Source organism: Rhizobium sp. OAE497, assembly GCF_040546565.1.
Lineage (GTDB): Bacteria > Pseudomonadota > Alphaproteobacteria > Rhizobiales > Rhizobiaceae > Rhizobium.
In genome coordinates, this window is record NZ_JBEPOA010000002.1 from 101,478 (window position 1) to 126,116 (window position 24,639).

Consider the following 24,639-nt stretch of genomic DNA (forward strand, 5'->3'; position numbering starts at 1 on the left):
GGACGTGGCGCTCGCTGCCGGACACGGAAACGGGCGCCACGATAGCAGGGCTTCAGAAGCTCTCTGCAAAGAGCCTGTTCAGATCGGCAACGATCACGGCTGCGCTCTGTTTCCCCTTCAGGCCTTCGTTCAACCTGTCGGATCCCCGCTGCTGGAAGGCCATGTAACCGTCGTGGCGGGGCCGAACCCAGGCGCCCTCGAGGGTGGCGCGGGTACCACGGTAGAAATCCGCCGTCGCCGCATTCGCCGCGTCGTCTTCCCATGCAGCGGCATGCCCTGCCTGACCGCCCGAGCTCGTATAGAGACTGCGCTGGATGTCCGCGCCGGAAATCCAGTAAGCGAAGTCGAGCGCCTGCTGCGGATGGCTTGAGAAGGCCGAAACCGCAATGCCGGTACCACCCAGCGCCGAACCGACCGGACCGAGATTTCCGGCGACCGGAATGTCGGCGAACTTGATCAGGCTCTCGCGGAAACCGTCGATCGAATAATTGATGTAGCCGTAGATCAACGGCACGCAGGCAATCGGGCTATCGGCGAGCGCCATGCGCTCGAAGACCGCGATCGGATCCATCTCGAAACATTCGGGGTCGATGAGGTCAGCAATCTCCCGCATCATTTCGACGGTTTCGGCGCCAGCGGCCGGATCGATCAATTGGCCGGCTTCCGTCTGGCACGGATGCCCGCGATTGGCCGACAGCGTATAGAAGGTCATCAGCGTATGCGGCGGGCGGAGCGGCAGCAGCATCTGCCCTTTTCGGGCGAGATTGAGAACCTCCTGCCAGGTCGCGGCGGGCTTTTCGATCCGGTCCGGACGGTAGGCCTGCACCTGCGTTGCCGCATCGATCGGGAAGCCCCATTGGCGCCCGTCCCAGAGATAACTCGGATAGGAGGCGCCAACGCTGCCTTTCTTCAAGGCTTCGCGCTCGGCCTCGCGGCCGGGTACATCGAGCGGCAACAGGCACTTCTCGCCGGTGATCTGGCCGACATGCGGATGATCGATGACGATCAGGTCATAGGCGCGCGCCAATTCCTCGACCGGATAGGTCTCGAAGTCCTGCAGCGACCGCTTTTCCCAATGGATTGCAGTGCCCGTCTGTTCCTCGAACAGCCGCGAGCAGGCAACCATCGGGTCGTAGCCGCGCGGATGGTTCCAGGTCATTCCCTTCAGCGTGATCCTGCTCATAGCCCGAACTCCTTGCGGATGGCCGCGCTATGTTCGCCGATGCGCGGCGCAGCGCGATGAAAGACCGGCCGGGCGCCATCGACGCGGAGCGGCGAGCGGGTGGTCAGAATGGAGACGTCGTCCTCGCGAGTCACCGTCTGCAGCATGTCGAGCGACTTGAAGCCTTCGCTTTCCATCAACTCGTTCCAGTTTAGAACCTTGGCGCACCAGATATCGGCGGGTTCCAGGATTGCCAGCCACTCGTCGGTGGTCTTCGTGGCGATCCGCCTGGCGATCAGCTCCTTGATCAGATCACGTTGCTGGAACCAGCTTGAGGGATCGTCGCGATAGGGATCGAGCTCCGGCATTTCCAGAAGATCGGCAAGCTTCGGGATCGGCGTCATGGCGATCGCGAGATAGCCGTCCGCAGCAGCGTAGACGCCGTAAGGAGCTGCGAGATAGGCATGGGCGCTGCGGAAATTCGATCGCTTCGGCAGCCGCTTGCCATCGTTCAGATGCGTGGTCAGCACCTCGAACTGGAAGTCGACGAGCGCCTCGAGCAGGCTGGTCTCGACATGCGCGCCCTTGCCGGTGATCCCCCGGCGAACGAGCGCTGCCAGGATACCCTGACAGGCGGCGGCACCGGCGAGCATATCGCCGATCGCCAGACCGAACGGCACAGGTCCCTGGTCCTCATCGCCATTCAGCCACATCACCCCGGAGCGCGATTGCGCCAGCAGATCCTGACCGGGACGCTTCACCCAGGGGCCCTCCTCGCCATAGCCGCTGATCGACGCATAGACGAGGCGCGGATTGATCTCTTTCACCGCATCGTAATGCAGCCCGAGCCGCTCGATGACACCGGGGCGAAAGTTCTGGATGAGCACATCAGCCTTCAGAAGCAGCGTGCGCAGCGCCTTCAGGTCGGCCTCGTTCTTCAGGTCGATCGCCAGGCTTTCCTTGGCGCGGTTGATGGCGTGGAAGATCGTCGAGTCACCGCCGATTTCCGTGTCGCTGAGATAGAGCCGGCGCGAGAGATCGCCGCCGTCGGGCCGCTCGATCTTGATGACCCGCGCACCGAGATCCATCAGGCGCAGCGAACAATAGGGGCCGGAGAGGAACTGGCTCATGTCGACGACGACAAGGCCGCTCAGAGGGAGATCGCTGGATTGCGTCATTGCATCTTACTTTTCTGTCTGGCCGGCAAAATCGGCCGGGTTCCTGTATTTCACGGTTTGCAGGTGCTCGCAGTAGAGCACCAGTTCGCCCTCGCCCTTGAAGACCTCGTAGCTCGCCCTGATCAGGCCGAGCTCCTTGTAGCGGGGGCGTTTGTCGAGGTTGGTGCGGATCGTGTAGATCGTGTCGCCGATAAAGACCGGCTTGATGAAGCGCAGCTTGTCGTAGCCGTAGGAAAAGGCGTTGACGCAGTTGGTGGCGACAAGCCCGAGCCCGGCCGAGAAGACGAAGGCACCGGCAACGAGCCGCCGTCCGAACACGCCTTCCTTTTCCGCAAACATCTGATCCTGCACATAGGGATGGATGTCGGTCACCAGCACATTGAAGAGGTGGCTGTCGCTCTCGCCGATCGTGCGGCGCAGCGAGCGGATCTTCTGGCCCTCCGGCCAGTCCTCATAGAACCAGTTTTCGGCATTCCAGACCGGCAGATCGGCATGCGCCTGCGGCATGTCGGACGGATGCGTGGACGAAATCCCGACTGTCGGCTCCTGGCCCACGATCATGCCTCCTCCCGGCGATGAGTTTTCTTATGTGAAGATCATTTTCACATATGAGTGATCTTTGCAAGTCCCGTAAGTTTGTGCCAAGACAGAAGGCGCGGCGTGAATGCCGCGAGAGCTGGGAGGCAGAGAGAGAGAATGAGAGCCGCAGATTCATCGACCGCGCCGCATCGATGTGTATAAAGGCGCTAGCGGCCTTGATATCTTCAGCCGCGCCGCGCCAAAGTCCTGAAACAGCGCAGCGCGCTCCATCCATAGTGGGATGCGCCGCCGATCAATCCCAAGCAAGCAGAGCCCTGCGACAACGAGATTCTGGTCCAAAACATGCGCCTTACGGATTGCCATAACTTCCACGACTTCCGCCGCCTCGCGAAGCGCCGCCTTCCCGGCCCGATCTTCAACTACATCGATGGCGCGGCAGACGACGAGGTGACCTACCGGCGCAACACGTTCTCCTTCGAAAGCTGCGATCTGCTGCCGAGCGTTCTGCGCGGCGTCAGCAATGTCGACATGTCGGTCACGGTCATGGGCCAGCGGCTGGCGATGCCGGTCTATTGCTCGCCGACGGCGCTGCAGCGGCTGTTCCATCACGAGGGCGAGCGCGCGGTGGCGCGGGCAGCCGGCAAGTTCGGCACGATGTTCGGCGTCTCCTCGCTCGGTACGGTGAGCCTCGAAGAAGCGCGGCGCATCAGCGGCGCGCCGCAGGTCTACCAGTTCTATTTCCACAAGGACCGCGGCCTCAATCGCGAGATGATGGCGCGCGCCAAGGAAGCGGGCGTCCAGGTCATGATGCTGACCGTCGACAGCATCACCGGCGGCAACCGCGAGCGCGACAAGCGCACCGGCTTCTCCATCCCGTTCCGGCTGAACCTCGCGGGCATCGCGCAATTCGCCGTCAAACCGGGCTGGGCGCTCAACTTCTTCACGCATGAGAAATTCAAACTGCCGCAGCTCGACAGCCATGTCGACATGGGCAGCGGCACCATGTCGATCAGCCGCTACTTCACCGAGATGCTCGATCCCGCCATGAACTGGGACGATGTCGCCGAAATGGTGAAGACCTGGGGCGGCCAGTTCTGCCTCAAGGGCATCATGACCGTCGAGGACGCCAAGCGCGCGATCGATATCGGCTGCACGGGCATCGTGCTCTCCAACCACGGCGGCCGCCAGCTCGACGGCTCGCGCAGCGGCTTCGACCAGCTGGCTGAAATCGTCGATGCCGTCGGCGACAAGATCGACGTGATGATCGATGGCGGCGTGCAGCGCGGCACCCATGTGCTGAAGGCGCTGTCGCTCGGCGCAAAAGCCGTCGGCCTCGGCCGCTACTACCTCTTCCCGCTGGCCGGTGCCGGCCAGGCCGGGGTGGAGCGGGCGCTGACGCTGATGCAGGCAGAGCTCGAGCGCGGCATGAAGCTGATGGGCTGCTCGTCAGTCGACCAGCTGACACGCGCGAACGTCCGTTTTCGCTAATCCGGCCCCTCCAGCCGTTCACGATTGAGAGAGCAAGCGTTGTGTGTGACGGCACGGCGCGGTAGCTTGCCATGTCTTTTGAAATGGAGGATTTTCAATGGATTATCGCAAGCTCGGCCCGAGCGGCACGATCGTGACCGCCTATTGCCTCGGGACCATGACATTCGGCGCGGAGTCGGATGAAGCCACTTCGCACAAGCTGCTCGACGACTATTTCGCCTGGGGCGGCAATTTCATCGATACCGCCGACGTCTATAGCGCCGGCGTCTCCGAAGAGATCACCGGCCGCTGGCTGAAGGCCCGGCCGACGGAGGCCAAACAGGCCGTGATCGCCACCAAGGGCCGCTTCCCGATGGGCGACGGACCTAACGATATCGGCCTGTCGCGCAAGCATCTGCATGCCGCGCTTAATGCCTCTCTGAAACGCCTCGGCGTCGATCATATCGATCTCTACCAGATGCATGCCTGGGACGCGCTGACGCCGATCGAGGAGACGTTGCGCTTCCTCGACGACGCCGTTTCGGCCGGCAAGATCGGCTATTACGGCTTCTCGAACTATGTCGGCTGGCACATTGCCAAGGCCTCCGAAATCGCCAAGGCGCAAGGCTATACCCGGCCGGTGACGCTGCAGCCACAGTACAATCTGCTGATGCGCGATATCGAGCTCGAGATCGTCGCCGCCTGCCAGGATGCCGGCATGGGCCTGCTTCCCTGGTCGCCGCTCGGCGGCGGCTGGCTGACGGGCAAATACAAACGCGACCAGATGCCGACCGGTGCCACGCGTCTCGGCGAAAACCCGAAGCGTGGCGGCGAGGCCTATGAAGCCCGCAATGCGCAGGAGCGCACCTGGGATATCATCGCCACCGTCGAGGAAATCGCCAGGGCACGCGGTGTCAGCATGGCGCAGGTGGCACTCGCCTGGGTCGCGGCGCGCCCGGCCGTCACCTCGGTCATCCTCGGCGCCCGCACCACCGAGCAGCTCGCCGACAATCTCGGCGCCGCCAAGCTGACGCTCTCGGATGAGGAAACGCAGCGCCTGACGGACATCAGCGCGCCGACGCCCGGCCAATATCCCTACGGCGTCAACGGCACCAACCAGCGCCACCGCAAGATGGAAGGCGGGCGCTGACGCCTGGTTCACTGAAGATTGAGGGCGGCGTCAGATCCTGACGCCGCTCGTTTCGTCGAAAAGATGAAGATGGGCCGGATCGACGGTGACGCCGATGGTTTCGCCCGCATGCGCGCCGCTGCGGCCGGTCTGGACGATCGTCAGCTCCGGCGTCGTTGCGGTCGCGACGAAGGTCGACGAGCCCGTCGATTCCACGAAGGCGACCGGCACGTCGAAGGTGCCCTGCCCCGGACCGGTAATCGCGAGATGCTCGGGCCGCAGTCCTGCCGTCACCTTGAGACCAGGCTGTAGCTGGTGGCCGGAGGCGATGGTTTGCTTCACTGTCCCGAAATCCAGGATCAGGCTCCGTCCGTCTTCACCGACGATTGCAGGGACGAAATTCATCGCCGGTGAACCGATGAAGCCGCCGACGAACTTGTTGGCCGGCCTGTCATAGAGATCGAGCGGCTTGCCCTGCTGCTCGATGATGCCGTCGCGCATGACGACGACATGGTCGGCCATGGTCATGGCTTCGATCTGGTCATGCGTGACATAGACCGATGTCGCATGCAGCCGGTCGTGCAAGGCGCGGATTTCCTTGCGCATCGAAACGCGCAATGCAGCATCGAGATTGGAGAGTGGCTCGTCGAACAGGAAGGCCTTCGGATTGCGGATGATGGCGCGGCCCATTGCGACGCGCTGGCGCTGGCCGCCCGAAAGCTGGCGCGGATACCGGTCCAGGAGGCCACCCAAACCGGCGATCGCCGCCACTTCTTCAGCCTTGCGCTTCGCCTCGGGCTTCGGCACCTTCCGCATCCGCAGCGAATAGGTAAGGTTCTGCTCCACCGTCATATGCGGATAGAGCGCGTAGGACTGGAACACCATGGCAATATCGCGCATGCGCGGTGGCACGTCGTTCATCACGTCTCCGGCGATCTTCATCGTGCCGCCGGTAATCCTTTCCAGCCCCGCGAGCGAGCGCAGCAGCGTCGACTTTCCGCAGCCGGAAGGGCCGACCAGCGCCACGAATTGCCCCTTCGGGATCGTCAGGTTGATGTTCTTGAGGGCGTGGTAGGCGCCGTAATGCTTCTCGATTCCGGAGAGCTCGATCTGGATATCCTGGTTCATGCGGAAAACCTTGCTGATCCCGGATTGGGGTCGATGATGTGGCTAAAGGTGGAAAACGTCCTCACTTGACCGCTCCTGCTGCAATGCCGCGCGTTAGCGTACGCTGGAAGATCAGGAAGAAGATCACCGTCGGTATGATGCCCAGGAAGGCCGCCGAGGCCTGCAAGACGGGGTCCGACATGTTCTGGCCGCGGGTAAGGCCCATCGCGACGGAGACCGTCTGGTTGTTGTTGGAGACCAGCATGACCAGCGGGATCAGGAACTCATTCCACGTCCAGATGAAGAAGAAGGTGCCCAGGACCATGAGCGTAGGGCGCAGCACCGGGACGATGACGAACCACAATGTCTTCCAATGAGTGGAGCCATCCATTTCGGCTGCCTCAAGTATCTCCTTCGGAAAGGTGCTGAGCACCGTCGACAGCAGGTAGGTCCCGAAAGCGCTTTGCAAGACAGCGAAAATGATGATGACGGACAGCTGCGTATCGTAGAGGCCAGTCGCCTTTGCCATGTAGTAGAGGGGGTAGATCACCGACTCCTGCGGCACCATGATGCCGAGAAGGAAGACCACCAGAATAAGACGCGAGCCCGGCACTTTGCCGACTGCAATGGCATAGGCGTTGAACAGGCTTATCAACACGCCCAACACTGCCACGCTGAGGCTGATCACCACGCTGTTGAGCAGCTTTCGGCTAAAGTCGGACGCCGTCCAGAATTTTTCGATCGCCGTAAGGTCGATCGACTTGGGAATCGAGAGCGGCCCGCCGACCGCATATTCGGCGCTCGTCTTCACGGCATTGAGCAGCGCAAGGAAGAACGGAAAGAGCGTGAAGGCCAGGAGCAGGAACAGGATGGCCAGCACCACCCAGCGCATCGGATCACGACGCGAACGGTGCGCTGTCGCCGTGGTGCCGGCCTTGGCCGTATCGTCGCTGAGAACCAAATCGGCCATATCTAATCCTTCGGCTCTTGACGGCTTTGAAAGCGCAGGAAGATGACTGCCAGGGCGATCGTCAGGATCGTCTGCACGACCGCGATCGCTGCGGCGTAGCCGACACGCTGCGTCGTAAAGAAGTGGTAATAGGTCAGATAGGAAGGCACCAGCGTGGCATTGTCGGGCCCACCGGCGGTGATGACAAAGATTGGCGCGAAGACTTTGAGCGCCGCAATAAGAGTGGTCAGCACGACCACGAAAATCTCGGGCGCCAACAGCGGAATGGTGATGGTGACAAATCGGCTCCACCAGTGCGCACCATCCAGCTCGGCGGCTTCGTAGAGAGAAGGGTCGATACGCGAGAGCCCGGCCATGAACACCACGAGGCAATAGCCGACCTGTATCCAGACGATGACGAGCGAGACGGCGGCGAGCGCGTATGTCGCGTCGCCGATCCAGTTTTGGGCGAGACCATCGAGCCCTATCGCCTTCAAGGTGATGTTGATCACGCCGACCGGATTGAGAATCCATCCCCAGAGAACGCCCGCGACCGTGACGGGGAGAATCTGCGGCAGGTAAAACCCGGCCCTGAAGAAGCTGGAAACCCAGTCGCCGAACTGGTCCCTGACATAGTCGAACAGCACCGCCGCGAGCACCAGACCAATGCACACCGGTATCACCGTCATCGAGACGATAAACAGCAGCGTGTGATACATCGATCCCCAGAACTGGTCGTCCGTCAGCAGACGGCTATAGTTCTGCAGGCCGACCGGCCGCGGCGTTCCAACGCCCTTCCAGGCGGTGAAGCTGAGGCCGAGGTTGGCAAGCTGCGGTATGAGTACGATCAGAACGAAACCGATCAACCCCGGGATCAGGTAGAGGCTATAGCTGCGCCAACTGTCGCCAAATTGCCGGCCGGATACTGCCATTCAGTTCTTCCTTCAGTCTGATAGGGCCGCACCTGAAGGCGCAGCCCAAAACTCAGAGCATCGACTACTGATTTTCCTGCGCGTCGTCGTAGACCTGCTTGATCTGTTCGACGAATTGCTCCGCAGTCAGACTGCCCTGAAACAGGCCCGTGTCTTTCTGATTGAGCACATCGTAGTAGCCGGGGACCGGCCAGTCAGGATAGAAACCAAGGCCGCTTTTGTCAGAGATCTGCTTGAAGACTGTGGCAGCGTTCTTGCCGATGGGGTTGGTGATTGCGGAAGGATCCGCGGCGATCGCTACGCCGCCGGCATTGGCGAGTTCGGCCTGATACTTCGGCGACAGCGTCAGACTGATCCATTCTGCAGCGAGATCAGGATTCTTGCTGCCCTTGGGGACGACCCAGAGATTGCCCGTCGAACCAACCGAGTATTTCGGTGTCGGGATGACGAACTGGCCCCACTTGAAGTCCTTGATGGTCGAAGCGAAAGTGCCGAGATTCCATGTGCCAGAGACATACATCGGCGCCTTGCCGGAAGTGAACAGCAGGGCCGCGTCAGGGTCCTTCATCCCCGTCGAGTCCTTGCTGATGTAACCCTTGCTGACCCAGTCCACGAGCGTCTGAGCGGCGTAGAGATAAGGCGCGCCATCAAGCGGCGCCTTCAAACCCTGATAGTTCTGGATCCAGGTATCATCGGCCTTGGTATAGGCGAGCGAGGCAAGCAGATGCTGGCCGCTGGTGTCGATCGCACCGAGCGCGAGAGGCGTCAGGCCCTTCTGCTTGAAGGCGTCCATGGCGGCGACCCACTCTTCGAGCGTCGACGGCGGCTTGATGCCCGCCTTTTCGAACATATCGATATTGTAGAAGCAGGAGACATATTCGCCGAAAACCGAGACACCCCAGACAGGGCCAGAGCCATAGATGCCCTTCTCGTCATAACGGCTGAGGACGAAGTCGCCTTCGTTGAGGATCTTGTCCCAGCCTTCCTTCTTCACATAGTCGTCAAGATTGGTCAGCAGTCCCTGACTTGCGACTAGGCCGGCCGTCGCATTGCCCTTGTTGTATTCAAGAACGTCAGGCGCCTGATCGGAATTGAGGATCATGCCGCCGGAGGCCTGCAGCTGCTGGAAGGTCTTTTGCTCGAAGCTAACGGTGACGTCGGGGTGCTTGCTCTTGAATTCCTCGAGCGCCTTTTGCCAGACAATACCCTGTGCCGTCGTCGGCTCTTCGAACCACCAGATCTTGAAGGTCTTGTCCTCGGCATGGACGGTGGTGGACAGCAGCATCGAAACGCCGAGCGCCAACGCAAGTTTTGATATCGCTTTCATACTTTCCTCCCAAAAGCGGCCATGCCGCGAAAGCTTTAATGATCGCGTTGCACGCCTGGCCTCCTCCGCCCGCGCACGCCGCACGATAGGTCACTCAGCCGGGATCAGCAACAAAATCGCCGCCCCGGGCATGCTTCAGGTGGTTCAGCGCATGGACCTGGCCGGTCATTTCAAGCGCGTCGCGATAGACCGGGTCGTGCCAGCCTTCGATGTCGATCGAGCCCGACCAGCCGGCGAGGCGAAGCTCGGAAATGATGTCGGTCCAGTTGCTGTCGCCGAAGCCTGGCGTGCGCATGAAGACGAACTTTTCCTTGCCGAAAATGCCGTGTTCCTTGATGACGTCCCAGCGGATCGTCGCGTCCTTGCCGTGGACGTGGAAGATCTTCGAGGCCCATTTGCGGATCTGCGGCAGCGGTTCGATGAGATAGACCATCTGGTGGCAGGGTTCCCATTCGAGGCCGATATTGTCATCCGGCGTCTCGTTGAAGATCAGCTCCCAGGCATCCGGATTATGGGCGATGTTCCAGTCGCCGGCCGCCCAGTTGCCGTCCATGGCGCAGTTCTCGAAGGCGATCCTGACGCCCTTGTCGGCCGCGCGCTTCGCAAGTTCGCTCCAGATCTGCTTGTAGCGCGGCAGGCTGTCGGTCAGCACCTTGCCGCGGATGCGGCCGGTAAAGCCGGCCACGCAGGTGGCGCCGAAATGATGGGCGTTGTCGATGCAATCCTTCCAGCCCTGCAGCGTCTGCAGGTCGATCTCGGTTTCCTCCAGCGGATTGCCGAACATGCCGAGCGTCGAGATCGTGATGTCGCGGTCGCCGATCGCATCCTTGCAGCGCTTGCCGAGCTCGGCGAGATCTTGCCCATTCGTCGTCTGCCAGAAGAAGGGCTCGAAGCTTTCGAAACCCATGCCGGCGATCTGGCTTATGCGCTCGGCGGCGCCGCCACTCGAGGCGCTGATCATGGTGCCGATGCGGATGGATTTTGCGGGGTTGCTCACGTTCTCATTCCTTATGCTGAAATTTCGACGCGCTTGCCCGTCTTCGCGCTCTCGATGGCGCCGAAGACCATGGCAAGGCTTCTGATATTGTCGGAACTGGCCGTCTCCGGCCGCTGGCCCGAGCGGATCGCCTCGATGAAGCTGGCGATCACGCTGGCATGGCCGTGCGTCTCTTCGTCATGCTCAGGACCGGGGACCTCGACGGGCGTGAAGCCATGCAGCAGACCGGGTTCGGCGCCGGAGACGGCGGCGCTGAAATTCTCGGCGCCATCCCAGGTCAGCATCCCCTTCGAGCCGACGAGGCGCCATTCGCTTTCCCAGCTGGTGCGTTCGCCTTCGGCGCACCAGGAGCCGCGATAGGTGAAGACCACGTCATCGGCGAATTCGAAAGTGGCATTGGCCGAGGCGCCGTGGCGGTACCAGGATCCCTTCGGGTTCTTCTCGACGCAGTAGACGGCGAGCGGCTTCTTGCCGGCGACGTAGCGCGCCGCATCGAAGGTGTGGATCGCCATGTCGAGCAGCAGGACATTATCCATCTCCTCGCGGAAGCCGCCGAAATGAGGAGCGATGAAGAAGTCGCAATGGATACCGGTGAGATCGCCGATCGCTCCGCTTTCGACGAAGCGGCGCATGCGGCGCACACCCGAAATGAAGCGGCGGTTCTGGATGATCGCGTGGACCTTGCCGGCCTCGGCAGCGAGGTCGATCAGGGCGGCGCCCTCTGCCAGCGAAGTCGCCATCGGCTTTTCGCTGAGCACATGGCAGCCGGCCTTCAAGGCCGCCGAAACGACGGCAAAGCGCGCGGCGGGAATGACCACGTCGAAGACGACATCGGCCCTGGTCTGCGCGATGACGTCGTTGAGATCTGTGCCGATCACGGCGTCGCCGAGACCGAACTCGGCGGCAAGCGCCTGCGCGACCTCGGGGTTCAAATCCACGAGGCCCCTGATCGCGATCGCATCCGCCAGCGCCGGCGTTTCCTTGATCGCGCGCAGCCAGCCTTTGGACATAGCTCCGCACCCGCAGAGAACGGCATTCAGTTTCACTGATTTCCTCCCGTGGCGCGTCTTCAACCATCCTCCGAAAACGCATCCCGTAAACGTTTACGATAGTATTCAGAAACGTTTCCTGCTGTCAAGACAGGCTTAATTTAGAGAAAATGCTGCGGAAAACATAAGCATAAACGTGGCCTTAGCCGGCTTTGCATTGCGCTGCAGCACAAAAAAATCCGCCATGTCATCTGGCTGTTAAACAAACATTCTACTAAGCTCGGGATCGGGTTGCACAGCCGTGCAATGGGAGGAGACACGATGAACCAGGACGCGTTTCTGGAACTGAATTCTGTTGCCTGCAGATATGGCAACACCAAGGTTCTGAACGATATCAACCTCAGCATCCAGCGCGGCGAATTCGTGGCGCTGCTCGGCTCTTCCGGCTGCGGAAAGACGACGCTGCTGCGCGTTCTGGCAGGCTTCATCGCCCCCTCCTCCGGCACCGTCTCGGTGCGCCAGCGCGACGTGACCTACATGCCGCCGGACAAGCGCGGCATGGCGCTGGTCTTCCAGTCCTATGCGCTGTGGCCGCACATGACGGTGGCGCAGAACATCGGCTACGGTCTGAAGCTCAAGGGTGTCGCCAAGGCAGCGATCGCCGAGCGGGTCAATGCCATGCAGAAACTTCTCGGTCTCGATGGGCTCGGAGCGCGCAAACCGGCAGCGCTCTCTGGCGGCCAGCGCCAGCGTGTCGCCCTTGGCCGCGCGCTGGCGGTCGACCCCGAGATCCTGCTGCTCGACGAACCGCTTTCCAATCTCGACGCCCGCATCCGCCTGACGGTGCGCCATGAATTGCGCGCGCTGCAGAAGCGCCTCGGCATCACCGCCGTCCACGTCACGCACGATCGCGAAGAGGCCATGGTCATGGCCGACCGGATCGTCATCCTGAATGCCGGCGAGATCGCCCAGCAGGGTACGCCCGAGAACGTCTACAATCGTCCGGCCTCGGCCTTCGTCGCCGCCTTCATGGGCGCCGAGAACGTGCTCTTCCTGGAAGGCAGCCCGCAGGGCGACAGTTTCCATATCGCCGCCGGGCCAGCGAATGCCGCGGGCAGTGTGGCGCTTCTCGGCCGCCAGCTGCAGTCAGGCGCGGTCGAAGCCCGCTTCCGGCCGGAAGCGGCGCAGCTCCTGCCGATGGATACGCCGATCGCGGCGCCCGGCATGACCTTTACCGGCGAAGTCACCCGCCGTCAGCTATCCCGGCGGCCACTGGCGCCATTCTGTGCGGCTTGGCGATCGCGAGATCATGGCCGATGCGCCGCGCGCCTTCGAGCCCGGCGACCGCGTGCAGGTCCATGTCGGGCCGGACGCGCTTTTCCTCTTCAATTCGCCGGAGTCCAACCCGGCCATTTCCATTTCCCGGTCCGCGGCCGGGAAAGCCCACGCATGACTTTATTCCTTTGAACCCTGGAGAGCACTCATGAAAAGACTGACCTATGCAGCTTTCGCCGTCGCCCTCGCCGTCCTGCCCGTCAAGGCCGATGAGCTGACCGTCGCAACCGCCGGCGACCAGAACATGGTCGATTACATCAACCAGTATCTCGGACCGCTCTTTGAAAAGACCTATCCGGGCAACACCGTCCGTGCCGTCGGCACCGGTCCCGGCGATGCCGGCTCGCAGAAGATCCTCGAGCGCTTCGACGCCCAGCAGGCTGCCAACACGGCAAACTGGGATATCGACGTCGCCGTCGTCCACGAAAAGTTCGCCGGCCCGATGGTCCAGAAGGGCTATCTCGAAAAGTATCGCAGCGCGATCGACACCGGCAAGCTCGTCTCCCGCGACAACGCCAAGAACGCTCTCGGCTCCGACGTCGACGGCTACGTCATGCCGATGTTCAACAGCCAGACGGCGATCGCCTATAACCCGACGCTCGTTCCGAACCCGCCGAAGAGCTACACCGAGCTCGCCGCATGGGCCAAGGAACATCCGAAGCAGTTCGGTTATAACGGCATCAAGGGCGGCGCTTCCGGCGTCAGCTTCGTCATGGGCTGGATCTACGCCTTCGGCGGCGGCGATGCCAACAACCTGATGACCGGTCCGTTCAAGCAGGACGAAACCGCCAAGTGGGGCGATGCCTTCAAGAGCCTCGCCGACTTCACCAAGAACGCGACGCTGACGCCGGGCAATGCCGGCACGCTCGACCTCCTGTCGCGCGGCGAAATCGCCATGGGCCCGGTCTGGGTCGACATGTTCTACTCCTGGCAGGCCAACGGCCAGCTGCCGCCCGAGCTGAAGCTCGTCCTGCCGGCTCCGGGCATGCCGGGCCAGCCGATGCACTATGTCGTTCCGGCCAAGGCATCGCATAAGGATCTCGCGGAGAAGTTCATCGCGCTCGCCACCAGCCCGGAAGTCCAGGCCGACGGCATCGTCAAGAAGTTCAACTGGTATCCGGGCATCGACGCGCAGTTCGTCAAGCCGAAGCTCGACGACGCCACCTGGAACAAGCTCTTCGTCGACATCACGCCCGATGATCTCGCCACCAAGGGCAAGCCTTTCCCGATCGCCCAGTACAACACGGCGATCCTCGAGGCTTACGAGCAGTCCGTGAAGTAACGCACTGTCTTCTCCCCGGCGGGGAGAAGATGTCCGAAGGAAAGATGAGGGGGTGAGCGACGAAGGAGCGAACGGCCGGCGCAAGCAAGGCCGCTCCCCAGCCGGATCGCCCCCTCATCCGGCCCCTTTGGGCCACCTTCTCCCCGAGGGGAGAAGGGAACAAGAAGCGAGGTCGAACGATGTCCAGACGCCTGCTCGGTCTCCTGCTCGTGCTCCCGGCACTGGCGGTGATCGCCTTCCTCTTCATCCTGCCGCTGGTCATGTCGGCGGTCGGCGCCTTCAGGATCGAAGGCGGCGGGTTCGGCTGGGACAATTTCTACAAGACCTTCGATCTCTACACGAAAGACATCGTCTTCTCGGTGGTGATCATCACCATTTCCACGATCCTCATCGGTCTCGCCTCGATCGCCATCGGCGGCTATCTGACGCTTGGCGAGCACCCGGTCGCGGTCGCGATCCTGCGCTGGCTCTATCGCTGGCCGATGTTCATTCCATTCATCGTCGTCGGCCAGATCCTGCGCACCTTCCTTGCCAAGAGCGGCCTGATGAACAGCACGCTGATCAGTCTCGGCCTTCTGACGCCGCTCGATGCACAGAGCTATCTCGACTGGCGCGGCATCGTCATCGCCTTCGTCTGGAAGCAGACGCCCTTCGTGGCGCTATTGGTCGCAGGAGCCATGGCATCCGTCAACCGCGACACGATCGAGGCCGCCCGCAATCTCGGCGCCTCGAAACTGCGCGTCCTTTTCGAAATCCTCGTTCCGCAGGTGTCGGTAACGCTGACCGTCGGCCTCATCCTCTCCTTCGTGACGATGATGTCGGTCCTGTCTGTACCGCTGATGATCAACGCCCAGTCGCCGACGATGCTGACGGCCGATATCGCCTTCCGCGTCAACGCCTATGGCGATTACGGTGTGGCCAATGCGCTCGGCCTGGTGTCGCTGGTACTCGCCTCGTCGGTCGCCTGGATTTATCTGCGCCAGAGCCTGAAGGAGCGCGCATGAGCACCGCAACGCTATCCGCCACGCAATCACATCCGCTCTCGGCGCTCTGGTGGATCCCGCGCGCCATCATCTTCGGGCTGATGGCCTTCTTCATCTTCGGGCCGCTCGCCAATCTGCTGCTCTGGACCGTCGCGGAGAAATGGTACTTCCCGCACAGCCTGCCGCTGCAATATGGCTTCAGCAGCTGGGCGAAGGTGTTTGCGCCGCGCGGCGGCGCGGTCGAGTCGCTCACCAATTCGCTGATCGTCGCCGTGCTGACCGTCGTCGTTTCGCTGTTGCTGGCGATCCCGGCAGGCTATGCACTGGCGCGGCTGAAGCTGCCGTTCCGGGCGCTGATCCTGCTCGCCTTCCTCATTCCACAGGCCTTTCCAAATCTCACCGTCTACGTGAACGTCGCGCGGATTTTCTACGAAATCCGCCTCAACGGCACGATCCTCGGCGTCGTCCTCGTGCACGCCTCGCATGGTCTCGTATACGCAGTCTGGATCGCGACGGCAGCCTTCTCGGCGATCGACGAGGAGCTGGAGCAGGCGGCGCGCTCGGCCGGCGCGAGCGCCATGCGCGCCTTCATGGACATCACGCTGCCGCTCGCCGCGCCCGGGCTGATGGCGAGCGCCATCTTCGTCTTTCTCGAGAGCCTCGACGAATTTACCGGCAGCTATTTTGTGGGCGCTCCTGACGTGAACATGCTGCCGCTTCTGCTGTATACTGCGGGTTCGGGCGGCAATTATCAGATCGCGTCGATCACCGCCCTCTTGCTGCTCATTCCATCCTTGGTTTTTATGCTTATCGTTGAGCGATTCCTGAAGGCAGACGTCCTATCGCGTGTGGGGCACTGAGAGATTGCCATGAATGACGGCCCAACCAACGACCTCAAGAACCAGCGCAAGGAGCGGATGCGCTTCGTCAGCGCCGAACAGGTGGCGCAGCTTGCTGGCGTCTCGCGCTCGGCGGTGTCGCGCACCTTTACGCCTGGCGCCAGCGTTGCCCCTGCCACCCGCGAGCGGGTGCTGAAGGCGGCAGAAGAGCTCGGCTACCACGTCAACGACCTTGCGCGCGGCGTGCTCGCCAATCAGAGCCGGCTGGTCGGCATCGTCGCGACGCGGCCGGAAGTCGGCTTCCGCGCCCATCTGGCGGCAGCGCTTTCCAAGGCGCTGATCCAGCGCGGCAGCATCCCGATCCTGATCAATACCGGCCAGACCGAAGAGGAAATGCTGGCCGCCCAGAAGATGCTGATCGGCCACCGCGCCGAGGCGACGATCATCCTCTCCGGCTCGCCGCCGGCGAATTTCTTCGAGCTCGCGCATCGCAACGGCCAGCCGCTCGTCGTCATCGGCCGCTCCGAACCCGATGCCGACCATGTCCGCGCCGGCAATTCCGAGGCATCGCGCAAGGCCGCCAACGCCTTTTTCGAGAAGGGCCGCCGCAAGCTTGCCGTCGCCACGTCTTTCTCGGCGACATCGAGCATTGCCGAGCGCGAGACGGCCTTCAAGACCGCAGCCGAGGCGCTCGGCGCCAGCGTCGCAATCGGCCGCGGCAAGGATTCCGACTATGACAGCGGCATTGCTGCGGCAAAGCAGCTCTTCGCCAGCGCCGCCGACTATCCGGATGCCGTCTATTGCGCCAACGACCAGATCGCTTTCGGCCTGATGGACCATGTCCGCACCACGCTCGGCCTCAGTGTGCCCGATGATGTCGCCGTCATCGGTTTCGACGACGTGCCGGAGGCCGCCTGGCTGAGCTACCGGCTCACCACCTTCCGCCAGGACCCGATCGTCATGGCGCAGCGCGCCGTCGAGCTGGTGGAAAAGCGCCTCGCCAATCCCGATCTGCCCCCCGCCTACGAACGGGTCATCCCCGAGTTTGTCGTGCGCGACAGCTTCGTGCCCTGATCCAGAAAGATACCGATGCCCTGCGAATTTCCCGACGATCCGCGCTTCGTGCTGGCGCGCGAGGTGATCCTTGAAGCTGGCGCGAAGGCGCTTGCCTATTTTCGCGACCTCTCCTCTCTGGAAACCAGCCAGAAGCTGAATGGCCAGGACGTGGTCAGCGAGGCCGACAAATCGGTCGAGGCATTGATCCGCGAAAGGATCGCCGCCGCCTTCCCGGAAGACGGCGTGCTCGGCGAAGAAGAGGGTCTCAGCGAAGGTCCTTCCGGCTATCTCTGGGTGGTCGATCCGATCGACGGCACAAGTTGCTTCCTCCACGGCATCGACCAGTGGTGCATCTCGATTGCCGTGATGCGCGGCAGCGAGACGGTGCTCGGGCTGATCTGCCAGCCCTCGACCGGCGATCTCTTCGTTGCCAGGCAGGGTGCCGGGGCACAGCTCAACGGCCGCCCGATGGAAGTCAGCCAAACCGGCCGTATCTCGACCGGGTTGCTCGGCGTCGGCGCCAATTTCCGCATCCCGCTGCGCCAGGTCTCGGCCTTCGTCCAGCTGTTGCTCGAAGCCGGCGGCATGTTCATCCGCAACGGCTCCGGCGCGCTGATGCTGGCGCAGGTCGCCTGCGGGCGGCTTGCCGGCTATTACGAGCCGCATATCAACGCCTGGGATTGCGCAGCGGGACTGCTGATGATCCGCGAAGCCGGCGGCTGGACAGCCGATTTCCCCGGCGAAGACGGCACACTGCTGACCGGCGGCCCGGTCCTCGCCGCCGTGCCGCAGATGCGGGACGAATTACTGGCGCTCGTCGAGCGCTCCCTCCAAGACGCGGAATCCCGGACATGAAGCTCATACATATTTCCGATTTTCACCTCGTTCCGGCTGGTGGGACCCTGCTCGGCCTCGATCCGGCCGCGCGCATGGACGCCTGCCTTACCGACGTCGAGACCCATCATGCCGACGCCGATCTCGTCGTCGTCTCGGGCGATCTCTCCGACACCGGCGGCGAGGATACCTACCGGATTATCCAGGAACGCATCTCCCGGTCGGAGCTGCCGATCCGGCTGATGCTCGGCAACCACGATATCCGCGAAAACTTCGCCACCGTCTTTCCCAGCCAGATGGCGAAGAACGGCTTCGCGCAGGCAGCGATCGATATGCCCGAGGGACGGGTGATCACGCTCGACACGCTGGACGACGGCAAGGTGACAGGCAGGCTCTGCAACAGCAGGCTCGCCTGGCTGAAGGAGAAGCTCGAGGAGGCGAAGGACCGCCCGGTCTATCTCTTCATGCACCACCCGGCAGACAAGGTGCATCTACCGGCCCTCGACGTCTTCGGCCTTCTCGATCCCGAGCCGCTCTTTGCACTCCTGAAGGCGCATGGCGATGTCAGGCATATCTTCGCCGGACATTTGCACCGGCTCGTGACGGGAAACTGGCAGGGCATCCCCTTCACCATCCTGCGCAGCACCAATCACCAGACGGCGCTGGACTTCGTGTCCCCGACGACCACCAACTGCTTCGAGCCGCCGATGTATTCGATCATTCTCGCCGATCGCGACAGCCTGATCGTCCACATCCACCAGTTCGCCGATTGAGACCGCCTCCGCTTTCCGAAAACGTTTTCCTATGGCAAGAAGAAGCCTCACGTTTTCGATCGCGGAGGAAGATCGGCTGACATGAAGGGCATCCGGCAGCTTGCCAAACATCTCGATATCTCGATCGGGACCGTCTCGCGCGCGCTGAACGGCAAGCCCGATGTCAACGAGGAGACCCGCAAGCGGGTTCTCGCCGCCGCCGAGGAACTCGGCTACGTCGCCAACCAGTCCGGCCGCAGCCTGCGCCAGGGGACGACCAACGTCATCGGCCTGATGATCGAGTCCAGCAAGGAGACAGTCGAGAACAGCGACAACTTCTTCCTCGGCCTGACCGGCGGCCTGCAGAGCGTGCTTGCCCGCCACAAGCTCGACCTCGTCATGCTGCCCTGCCCGAATGACGAAGACCCACACGAATATCTGAAACGCATGGTGGCGCGGCGGGTCGTCGACGCGATGATCATCTCGGCGACGCAGCGCATCGACAAGCGCATCGACCTCCTGGTCAAGGCCAAGATCCCTTTCGTGACGCTGGGGCGCAGCTCCTCTGGCGAGAACTATCCGTGGATCGACCTGGACTTCGAGGGCGTGGCGGCATCCGCCGTCGACCGGCTGGTGGCCAAGGGCCATCGCACCATCGCCATTGCGGCACCCTCCAACGATATCAATCTCGGCTATATCTTCGTCGATTCCTATCGCCAGGCGCTGGAGCGGCACGGGATAAAGTATGATCCGAAGCTGGTGATCCGGGTCAAATCCAGCGAACAGGGCGGCTATCAGGCCGGCCACGAGTTGCTGCTGCTCGACGGCAAGCCGACGGCGATCATCCTGATCTACGAGCTGATGGTGACCTGCCACTGAGAATTTCCTCCAGAATGGATTAGAGTTCGGCCCATTGAGGACGGACTTATGAAGAAGCAGCGATTTACGGAAGAGCAGATCATTGCAGTGTTGAAGGAGCAGGAAGCCGGAGCGAAAGCGGCTGATCTTTGCCGTAGGCACGGGATTTCCGAGGCGACCTTTTATAACTGGAAAGCCAAATATGGCGGCATGGAAGTGTCTGAGGCCAAGCGTCTCAAGGCTCTGGAGGACGAGAATGCCAAGCTGAAGAAGCTGCTTGCCGAACAGATGCTGGATACAGCCGCACTCCGCGAGCTTCTTTCAAAAAAATGGTAGGGCCTGCCGCCAAGCGTGACGCTGTCGCGCACCTGAAGGCCATCATGGGTCTTTCGGAACGGCGGGCCTGCCAGATCATATCCGCAGATCGAAAGACGATCCGTTATCGATCCTCTCGGCCGCCTGAGGTCGAGTTGCGAGCGAAGCTGCGCGATCTAGCCAACGAGCGACGACGGTTCGGCTACCGACGGCTGTTCATTCTGCTCCGGCGAGACGGAGAGCCTTCCGGGGTCAATCGCATCTATCGGCTCTATCGCGAGGAAGGTCTTTCCGTGCGCAAACGGAAAGCCAGGCGGCGTGCCGTCGGCACGCGTGCGCCGATCCTCGTCGAAGCAAAGGCCAATGCCCGCTGGTCTCTGGATTTCGTCCACGATCAATTCGCCTGCGGCAGGCGCTTCCGCATCCTCAATGTAGTCGACGATGTCACGCGCGAATGCCTGGCGGCGATCCCGGACACATCGATATCAGGTCGCCGTGTCGCGCGAGAACTGACGACGCTTATCGAGCGACGAGGTAAGCCTGGCATGATTGTCTCAGACAACGGGACCGAACTGACCTCGAATGCCATCCTTGCTTGGTCGAAGGATCACAAGGTCGAGTGGCACTACATCGCGCCGGGAAGACCGATGCAAAATGGCTATGTCGAGAGCTTCAACGGCCGCATGCGCGACGAGCTGCTCAACGAGAGCCTGTTCTTCGGGCTCGATCATGCCCGCAGCGCCATCGCAGAATGGGCCGACGATTATAACAATTTCCGGCCGCACTCATCGCTCGGATACCAAACCCCGGCGGACTATGCCGGGATCATCGCCGCAACCGGCTCCAACGCTACGCAATATGGAAGCTTCGCGTTTCCGCCGGTTGCTAACACACCGCCATTTGGCGTATCAAAAACCGCCGAGGCTCTAATCGCAGCCGGATGAAACTTCAGTGGCAGGTCAATGGCGATCGGGCTTTACCGGCGGCTGGTCGAGGCCGGCGTCATGCCCGGTCGTGACCTTGCCATCATCGGTTTCCGCGAGGAGCCGCGCGGCCGCTTCCTGCAGCCGTCGCTCACCTGCTTCCGCATGTCGCTACGCGATCTCGGCATCGAGCTCGCCGAGACCCTGTTGGCGACCATGCCCGCCTATGCCGAGACCTATCCGCGCGGCGCCCGCAACACGATCTGGCCGCTGGAGCTGGTGCCCGGCGAAAGCGACGCCTTCACGCTTACGTCCTGAGCGCGACGTCCGTATGGGCGTGATCCTTGCGGGCAATCAGCTGCGTCACCACGAAGACCAGCAGGGCACCGGCCGCCAGGCAGACGGCCAGGAAGATCATCGGCGCGATCGTGCTGCCTGTCGTATCCTTGATCCAGGGCACGACATTCTGCGCCACGAAGCCACCGAGATTGCCGACCGAGTTGATCGCGGCGAGACCGGCGGCAGCGCCCGCCCCCTTGAGGAAGCGCGACGGCAGGCTCCAGAACACCGGCTGCGGCGCAAAGATGCCGGCAGCGGCGATGCAGAGGAAGGCGAACTGAAGCGTGTTGTTGGGGATCAGTGCCGACAGCAGCAGGCAGGCCGCCCCGATGAAGGCCGGAATGACGATATAGGGCGTCTTCGACGCCGCCTTGTCGGCAATGGCGGGCACGGCATAGAGCGCGATCGCCACGAGGATCCAGGGGATGATGTTGAGGAAACCGTTGACCGTGTTGGTGACGCCGAAGCCGTGGACGATGGTCGGCAGCCAATAGCTGAGACCATAGGCCGCCAGCGGAAAGGCCACATAGCAGAGCGCCATCAACATCACGCGCGGGTCGACGAGCGCCTTGAACCCGTTCTCGGCATTCTTGTCCATCCCGGCATTTTCGCTCTCCAGCCGGTTATGGAGCCAGCTGCGCTCGTCGGCGGAGAGAAACGAGGCCTTGTCGGGATTATCAGGCAGATAGAAGAAGGTGACGATACCGGCGAGAACCGCCGGAACGCCAGTCGCCAGAAACACCCATTCCCAGCCCGCATAGCCATAGAGCCCGTCGAGATCGAGCAGCATGCCGCCGAGCGGCGCGCCGACGGCATTGGCAAGGGCGCTGAAGATCATGAAGAGGCCGACCATGCGGCCGCGATAATCGGCCGGGAACCACAGTGTCAGCAGGTAGAGGACGCCGGGAAAGAAGCCCGCTTCGCAGACGCCGAGCAGGAAGCGCAGGATGTAGAACATCGTTGCGTTCTGCGTATAGGCGAGCGCGATGGTGACGATGCCCCAGGAGACCAGGATGCGCGCGAACCAGATGCGCGCACCGAGGCGGTTGAGAAACAGGTTGCTTGGAACCTCGAACAGGAAATAGCCAATGAAGAACAGCGAGGCCCCAAGGCCATAGGCATATTCGCTCATCCCGAGGTCGCCAACCATCTGCAACTTGGCGAAGCTGACATTCTGCCTGTCGATGTAAGCGATGAGATAGAGGATGCCGAGAAAGGGCATCAGGCGCCAGGTGATCTTGGAAATCAGTTCCCGTTCGCTGACCATGCTATGTCTCCAAATGCTATGTCTCAGCAGGTAATTATGGCCCGGCCGGGGATTATCAATCGAGCGTTGAACGAATGGAGACATGGCAAGCACTCCGGATAGGAATTCCGGCGGCTTCGAGCGCGATAGCGGCGCTGCGGTCAGCCCTTATGCAAGAAACTGGTCATCGACCGGTATCTGCATCGCCGTCACCAGATGATTGGTCTGGCCGGCCAGTCCGATCACGGCCATCAACTCGGCATGCTGGGCTTGGGTCATTCCCCGCGCCTTGGTCGCGGCAGTGTGAGAATGGACGCAGTAGGAACATCCGTTGGCGGTCGAGACGGCAATGTAGATCATTTCGCGCACCAATGGGTCCAAAGCACCTTCCACCGCCATAACGGCCTTGAGCCCTTCCCAGGTGCGTTTGAGCAGTGGCGGATCATTCGCCAGGCCACGCCAGAAATTGTTTATGAAGTCGGATTTCCTGGTCGCTCTGATGTCATCAAAAACTTCCTTGGCGGCGGGGATATCCGCGACCTCGGCATCCGTGAGAAGCTTGACGGTGGCCATCGTGATCGCCTTTCAGATCAGTGCACAGCGGCATACATTATTTTGGCTTCGGTGGATTCAGCCGGCGAGAACTCCTCGACGATACGCCCTTGGCGGCAGACCAGGATGCGGTCCGAGAGGTTCATGATCTCCGGAAGGTAGGACGAGATGACAACGACCGCCAAACCCCGGTCGGCAAGCTCGTTGATGATCTGATGGATTTCGGCAATCGCGCCGACATCCACGCCACGCGTGGGCTCGTCGAAAATCACGATGCGCGGCTCCTGGACCAGGCCCTTGCCGATCACCACCTTTTGCTGATTGCCGCCGGAGAGCTCGACAACCCGGGCGTTGTCATTGATTGCCCGGATATTAAGCTTGCTCGTCCACTCCGCCGCCAGGTCGTGCATTTCGCGCATGCTGATGACCTTGCTCTTTTCGCGGCCGGCGGACAGAAGCCCGCCGAAGACATTCTCGGCTATCGACATCGTCTCGAAAAAGCCTTCGCTCTTGCGGTCCTCGGTCACATAGACGATCCCGTCTCTGACGGCCTCGCGCGGAACGTAGTAGCGCACCGGCTTGTCATCCAGCTCGACCGAGCCGCCACGCTTGAAGTCGCGTTTGTAGATTCCCGCGATGACTTTGAACGTCTCCGTTCGGCCCGAACCAATCAGGCCGAAGACACCGGTGATCTGGCCTTCGAAGACGGAGAAGGAATTGTTCCGGACGACGTTGCTCATCGAGAGGTCCTGGACGGACAGCACCTTCTTTCCCGCCTTCCTGATGGTCGACGCGTCGCGCTTCTTATAGAGTTCACCGGTGAGCGTTCTGCCCACCATGGCGGCGATGATCTTCTCCCGGTCGAATTCCGAGGTATCGCCGGAAGCAACCAGCTCACCGTCCCGAAGGATCGTGATGCGGTCGGCGATCATCAAGGCTTCCTCGAGCGCGTGGCTGATGAAGACGATCGACACGCCTCTCGCTTTCAGCCGTCTCACCAAGGCGAAGAAATGCCTTTTCTCCTCGGGCGTGAGTGTCGCGGTAGGCTCGTCGAAGATGATCACTTCGGCATTGTGGTGAACCGCGCGCGCGATCTCCACCATCTGCTTCTTGGCCGCCCCGAGCGTCTCGACCATCGCCGTCGGATCGACAGGGAAGTTCAGCGACTGGAGAAACTGCTGGGCGGAGATATAGATCCCCCGGAGGCGATTGAGGAACGCTTCCGTCCCGAGATAGAGATTCTGCGCCACAGTCATGGACGGCACCAGGCTCGTTTCCTGGAACACCATTGCGATACCGGCATCCAACGCGGCGTTCGGCGAACTGTAGCTCACCTCCTTGCCACGATGGATCATGACGCCGGCGGTACGCTCCACCACGCCGGCGATGATCTTGGTCAGCGTCGATTTCCCGGCACCGTTTTCGCCGAGCAAGGCGTGAATTTCACCGCGGCGAAGGTCGAAACTGACATTCCTGACCGCAGGAACGCCGCGATATTCCTTGGTGACGTTTTCAAGATGGACGATGATGTCTTCGGCTGTACTCATC

22 protein-coding genes and 2 pseudogenes are annotated in these 24,639 nt (G+C 61.8%); 12 read left to right on the top strand and 12 right to left on the bottom strand.

Annotation, left to right across the window (positions count from 1 at the left end; translation table 11 throughout):
* Positions 1 to 52 precede the first annotated feature (52 nt).
* From ABIE40_RS20010 to ABIE40_RS20020, 3 genes are read right to left on the bottom strand one after another with little or no spacing between them, the layout of a single operon-like run.
* Positions 53 to 1,183 (bottom strand): extracellular solute-binding protein, encoded by a 1,131-nt coding sequence (locus ABIE40_RS20010; protein ID WP_199625459.1) that lies wholly within the window; start codon positions 1,181 to 1,183, stop codon positions 53 to 55.
* Positions 1,180 to 2,340, bottom strand: a complete 1,161-nt coding sequence (locus ABIE40_RS20015) for a CaiB/BaiF CoA transferase family protein (protein ID WP_199625460.1) — start codon at positions 2,338 to 2,340, stop codon at positions 1,180 to 1,182. Before ABIE40_RS20015 ends, ABIE40_RS20010 begins: the two co-directional genes overlap by 4 nt.
* A gap of 6 nt (positions 2,341 to 2,346) precedes the next feature.
* Entirely contained in the window at positions 2,347 to 2,901 is a 555-nt protein-coding gene (locus ABIE40_RS20020) for a MaoC family dehydratase (protein WP_112712434.1), read from the bottom strand.
* A gap of 321 nt (positions 2,902 to 3,222) precedes the next feature.
* Here ABIE40_RS20020 and ABIE40_RS20025 point away from each other — a divergent pair, with 321 nt between their 5' ends.
* The gene (locus ABIE40_RS20025; protein WP_199625461.1) at positions 3,223 to 4,368 is read left to right on the top strand and encodes an alpha-hydroxy acid oxidase; all 1,146 of its coding nucleotides are present in this window, start codon (positions 3,223 to 3,225) and stop codon (positions 4,366 to 4,368) included.
* 97 nt (positions 4,369 to 4,465) lie between these two features.
* Positions 4,466 to 5,497 carry an aldo/keto reductase gene (locus ABIE40_RS20030; RefSeq protein ID WP_199625462.1) on the top strand — a complete coding sequence of 344 codons (1,032 nt, stop codon included), beginning with the start codon at positions 4,466 to 4,468 and terminating at the stop codon, positions 5,495 to 5,497.
* A 30-nt stretch (positions 5,498 to 5,527) separates the two neighbouring features.
* On the opposite strand, the gene ABIE40_RS20035 is transcribed toward ABIE40_RS20030, so the two are convergent.
* The 6 genes from ABIE40_RS20035 to ABIE40_RS20060 all read right to left on the bottom strand — a co-directional run bounded on the left by ABIE40_RS20035 (position 5,528) and on the right by ABIE40_RS20060 (position 11,834).
* The gene (locus ABIE40_RS20035) at positions 5,528 to 6,604 is read right to left on the bottom strand and encodes an ABC transporter ATP-binding protein (RefSeq protein WP_199625463.1); all 1,077 of its coding nucleotides are present in this window, start codon (positions 6,602 to 6,604) and stop codon (positions 5,528 to 5,530) included.
* Positions 6,605 to 6,665: 61 nt separating this feature from the next.
* Complete coding sequence (locus tag ABIE40_RS20040; RefSeq protein WP_199625464.1) at positions 6,666 to 7,553, bottom strand: carbohydrate ABC transporter permease; 888 nt, start codon at positions 7,551 to 7,553, stop codon at positions 6,666 to 6,668.
* 2 nt (positions 7,554 to 7,555) lie between these two features.
* Entirely contained in the window at positions 7,556 to 8,464 is a 909-nt protein-coding gene (locus tag ABIE40_RS20045) for a carbohydrate ABC transporter permease (RefSeq protein ID WP_199625465.1), read from the bottom strand.
* Positions 8,465 to 8,528: 64 nt separating this feature from the next.
* Positions 8,529 to 9,791, bottom strand: coding sequence for an ABC transporter substrate-binding protein (locus ABIE40_RS20050; RefSeq protein WP_199625466.1), 1,263 nt, complete (start codon positions 9,789 to 9,791; stop codon positions 8,529 to 8,531).
* 94 nt (positions 9,792 to 9,885) lie between these two features.
* Complete coding sequence (locus tag ABIE40_RS20055; protein ID WP_199625467.1) at positions 9,886 to 10,788, bottom strand: sugar phosphate isomerase/epimerase family protein; 903 nt, start codon at positions 10,786 to 10,788, stop codon at positions 9,886 to 9,888.
* A gap of 11 nt (positions 10,789 to 10,799) precedes the next feature.
* Positions 10,800 to 11,834 carry a Gfo/Idh/MocA family protein gene (locus ABIE40_RS20060; protein ID WP_199625468.1) on the bottom strand — a complete coding sequence of 345 codons (1,035 nt, stop codon included), beginning with the start codon at positions 11,832 to 11,834 and terminating at the stop codon, positions 10,800 to 10,802.
* 264 nt (positions 11,835 to 12,098) lie between these two features.
* On the opposite strand from ABIE40_RS20060, the gene ABIE40_RS31045 reads away from it, so the two are divergent.
* The 10 genes and pseudogenes from ABIE40_RS31045 to ABIE40_RS20115 all read left to right on the top strand — a co-directional run.
* Entirely contained in the window at positions 12,099 to 13,244 is a 1,146-nt protein-coding gene (locus ABIE40_RS31045) for an ABC transporter ATP-binding protein (protein WP_502944812.1), read from the top strand.
* 16 nt (positions 13,245 to 13,260) lie between these two features.
* Positions 13,261 to 14,394: an ABC transporter substrate-binding protein gene (locus ABIE40_RS20075; RefSeq protein WP_199625470.1), complete on the top strand. Its 1,134-nt coding sequence runs from the start codon at positions 13,261 to 13,263 to the stop codon at positions 14,392 to 14,394.
* A gap of 179 nt (positions 14,395 to 14,573) precedes the next feature.
* Entirely contained in the window at positions 14,574 to 15,398 is an 825-nt protein-coding gene (locus tag ABIE40_RS20080; RefSeq protein ID WP_112712454.1) for an ABC transporter permease, read from the top strand.
* Positions 15,399 to 15,478: 80 nt separating this feature from the next.
* Positions 15,479 to 16,237: an ABC transporter permease gene (locus ABIE40_RS20085; RefSeq protein WP_449097662.1), complete on the top strand. Its 759-nt coding sequence runs from the start codon at positions 15,479 to 15,481 to the stop codon at positions 16,235 to 16,237.
* Positions 16,238 to 16,246: 9 nt separating this feature from the next.
* Positions 16,247 to 17,290: a LacI family DNA-binding transcriptional regulator gene (locus tag ABIE40_RS20090; RefSeq protein ID WP_199625472.1), complete on the top strand. Its 1,044-nt coding sequence runs from the start codon at positions 16,247 to 16,249 to the stop codon at positions 17,288 to 17,290.
* 15 nt (positions 17,291 to 17,305) lie between these two features.
* On the top strand, positions 17,306 to 18,127 hold the full coding sequence (locus tag ABIE40_RS20095; protein ID WP_199625473.1) for an inositol monophosphatase family protein: 822 nt from the start codon (positions 17,306 to 17,308) through the stop codon (positions 18,125 to 18,127).
* Positions 18,124 to 18,879, top strand: coding sequence for a phosphodiesterase (locus ABIE40_RS20100; protein WP_199625474.1), 756 nt, complete (start codon positions 18,124 to 18,126; stop codon positions 18,877 to 18,879). Before ABIE40_RS20095 ends, ABIE40_RS20100 begins: the two co-directional genes overlap by 4 nt.
* Positions 18,880 to 18,960: 81 nt before the next feature.
* A pseudogene (locus ABIE40_RS20105) lies at positions 18,961 to 19,722 on the top strand (LacI family DNA-binding transcriptional regulator); the annotation flags it as partial.
* A 63-nt stretch (positions 19,723 to 19,785) separates the two neighbouring features.
* Positions 19,786 to 20,975 (top strand): IS3 family transposase gene (locus ABIE40_RS20110; RefSeq protein WP_199630049.1). Its coding sequence is split into 2 segments (ribosomal slippage): positions 19,786 to 20,038 and positions 20,038 to 20,975, totalling 1,191 coding nucleotides; the frame shifts between segments, so codons are not numbered across the junction.
* A gap of 18 nt (positions 20,976 to 20,993) precedes the next feature.
* Positions 20,994 to 21,272 (top strand): annotated as a pseudogene (locus ABIE40_RS20115) (substrate-binding domain-containing protein); the annotation flags it as partial.
* Here ABIE40_RS20115 and ABIE40_RS20120 read toward each other — a convergent pair.
* The 3 genes from ABIE40_RS20120 to ABIE40_RS20130 all read right to left on the bottom strand — a co-directional run bounded on the left by ABIE40_RS20120 (position 21,262) and on the right by ABIE40_RS20130 (position 24,638).
* Positions 21,262 to 22,560 carry an MFS transporter gene (locus ABIE40_RS20120; protein WP_199625475.1) on the bottom strand — a complete coding sequence of 433 codons (1,299 nt, stop codon included), beginning with the start codon at positions 22,558 to 22,560 and terminating at the stop codon, positions 21,262 to 21,264. The pseudogene ABIE40_RS20115 and the gene ABIE40_RS20120 overlap by 11 nt on opposite strands.
* A 147-nt stretch (positions 22,561 to 22,707) precedes the next feature.
* Positions 22,708 to 23,112: a carboxymuconolactone decarboxylase family protein gene (locus tag ABIE40_RS20125; RefSeq protein ID WP_199625476.1), complete on the bottom strand. Its 405-nt coding sequence runs from the start codon at positions 23,110 to 23,112 to the stop codon at positions 22,708 to 22,710.
* Between the two features lie 17 nt (positions 23,113 to 23,129).
* Positions 23,130 to 24,638, bottom strand: a complete 1,509-nt coding sequence (locus ABIE40_RS20130; protein WP_199625477.1) for a sugar ABC transporter ATP-binding protein — start codon at positions 24,636 to 24,638, stop codon at positions 23,130 to 23,132.
* Position 24,639: the final 1 nt, after the last annotated feature.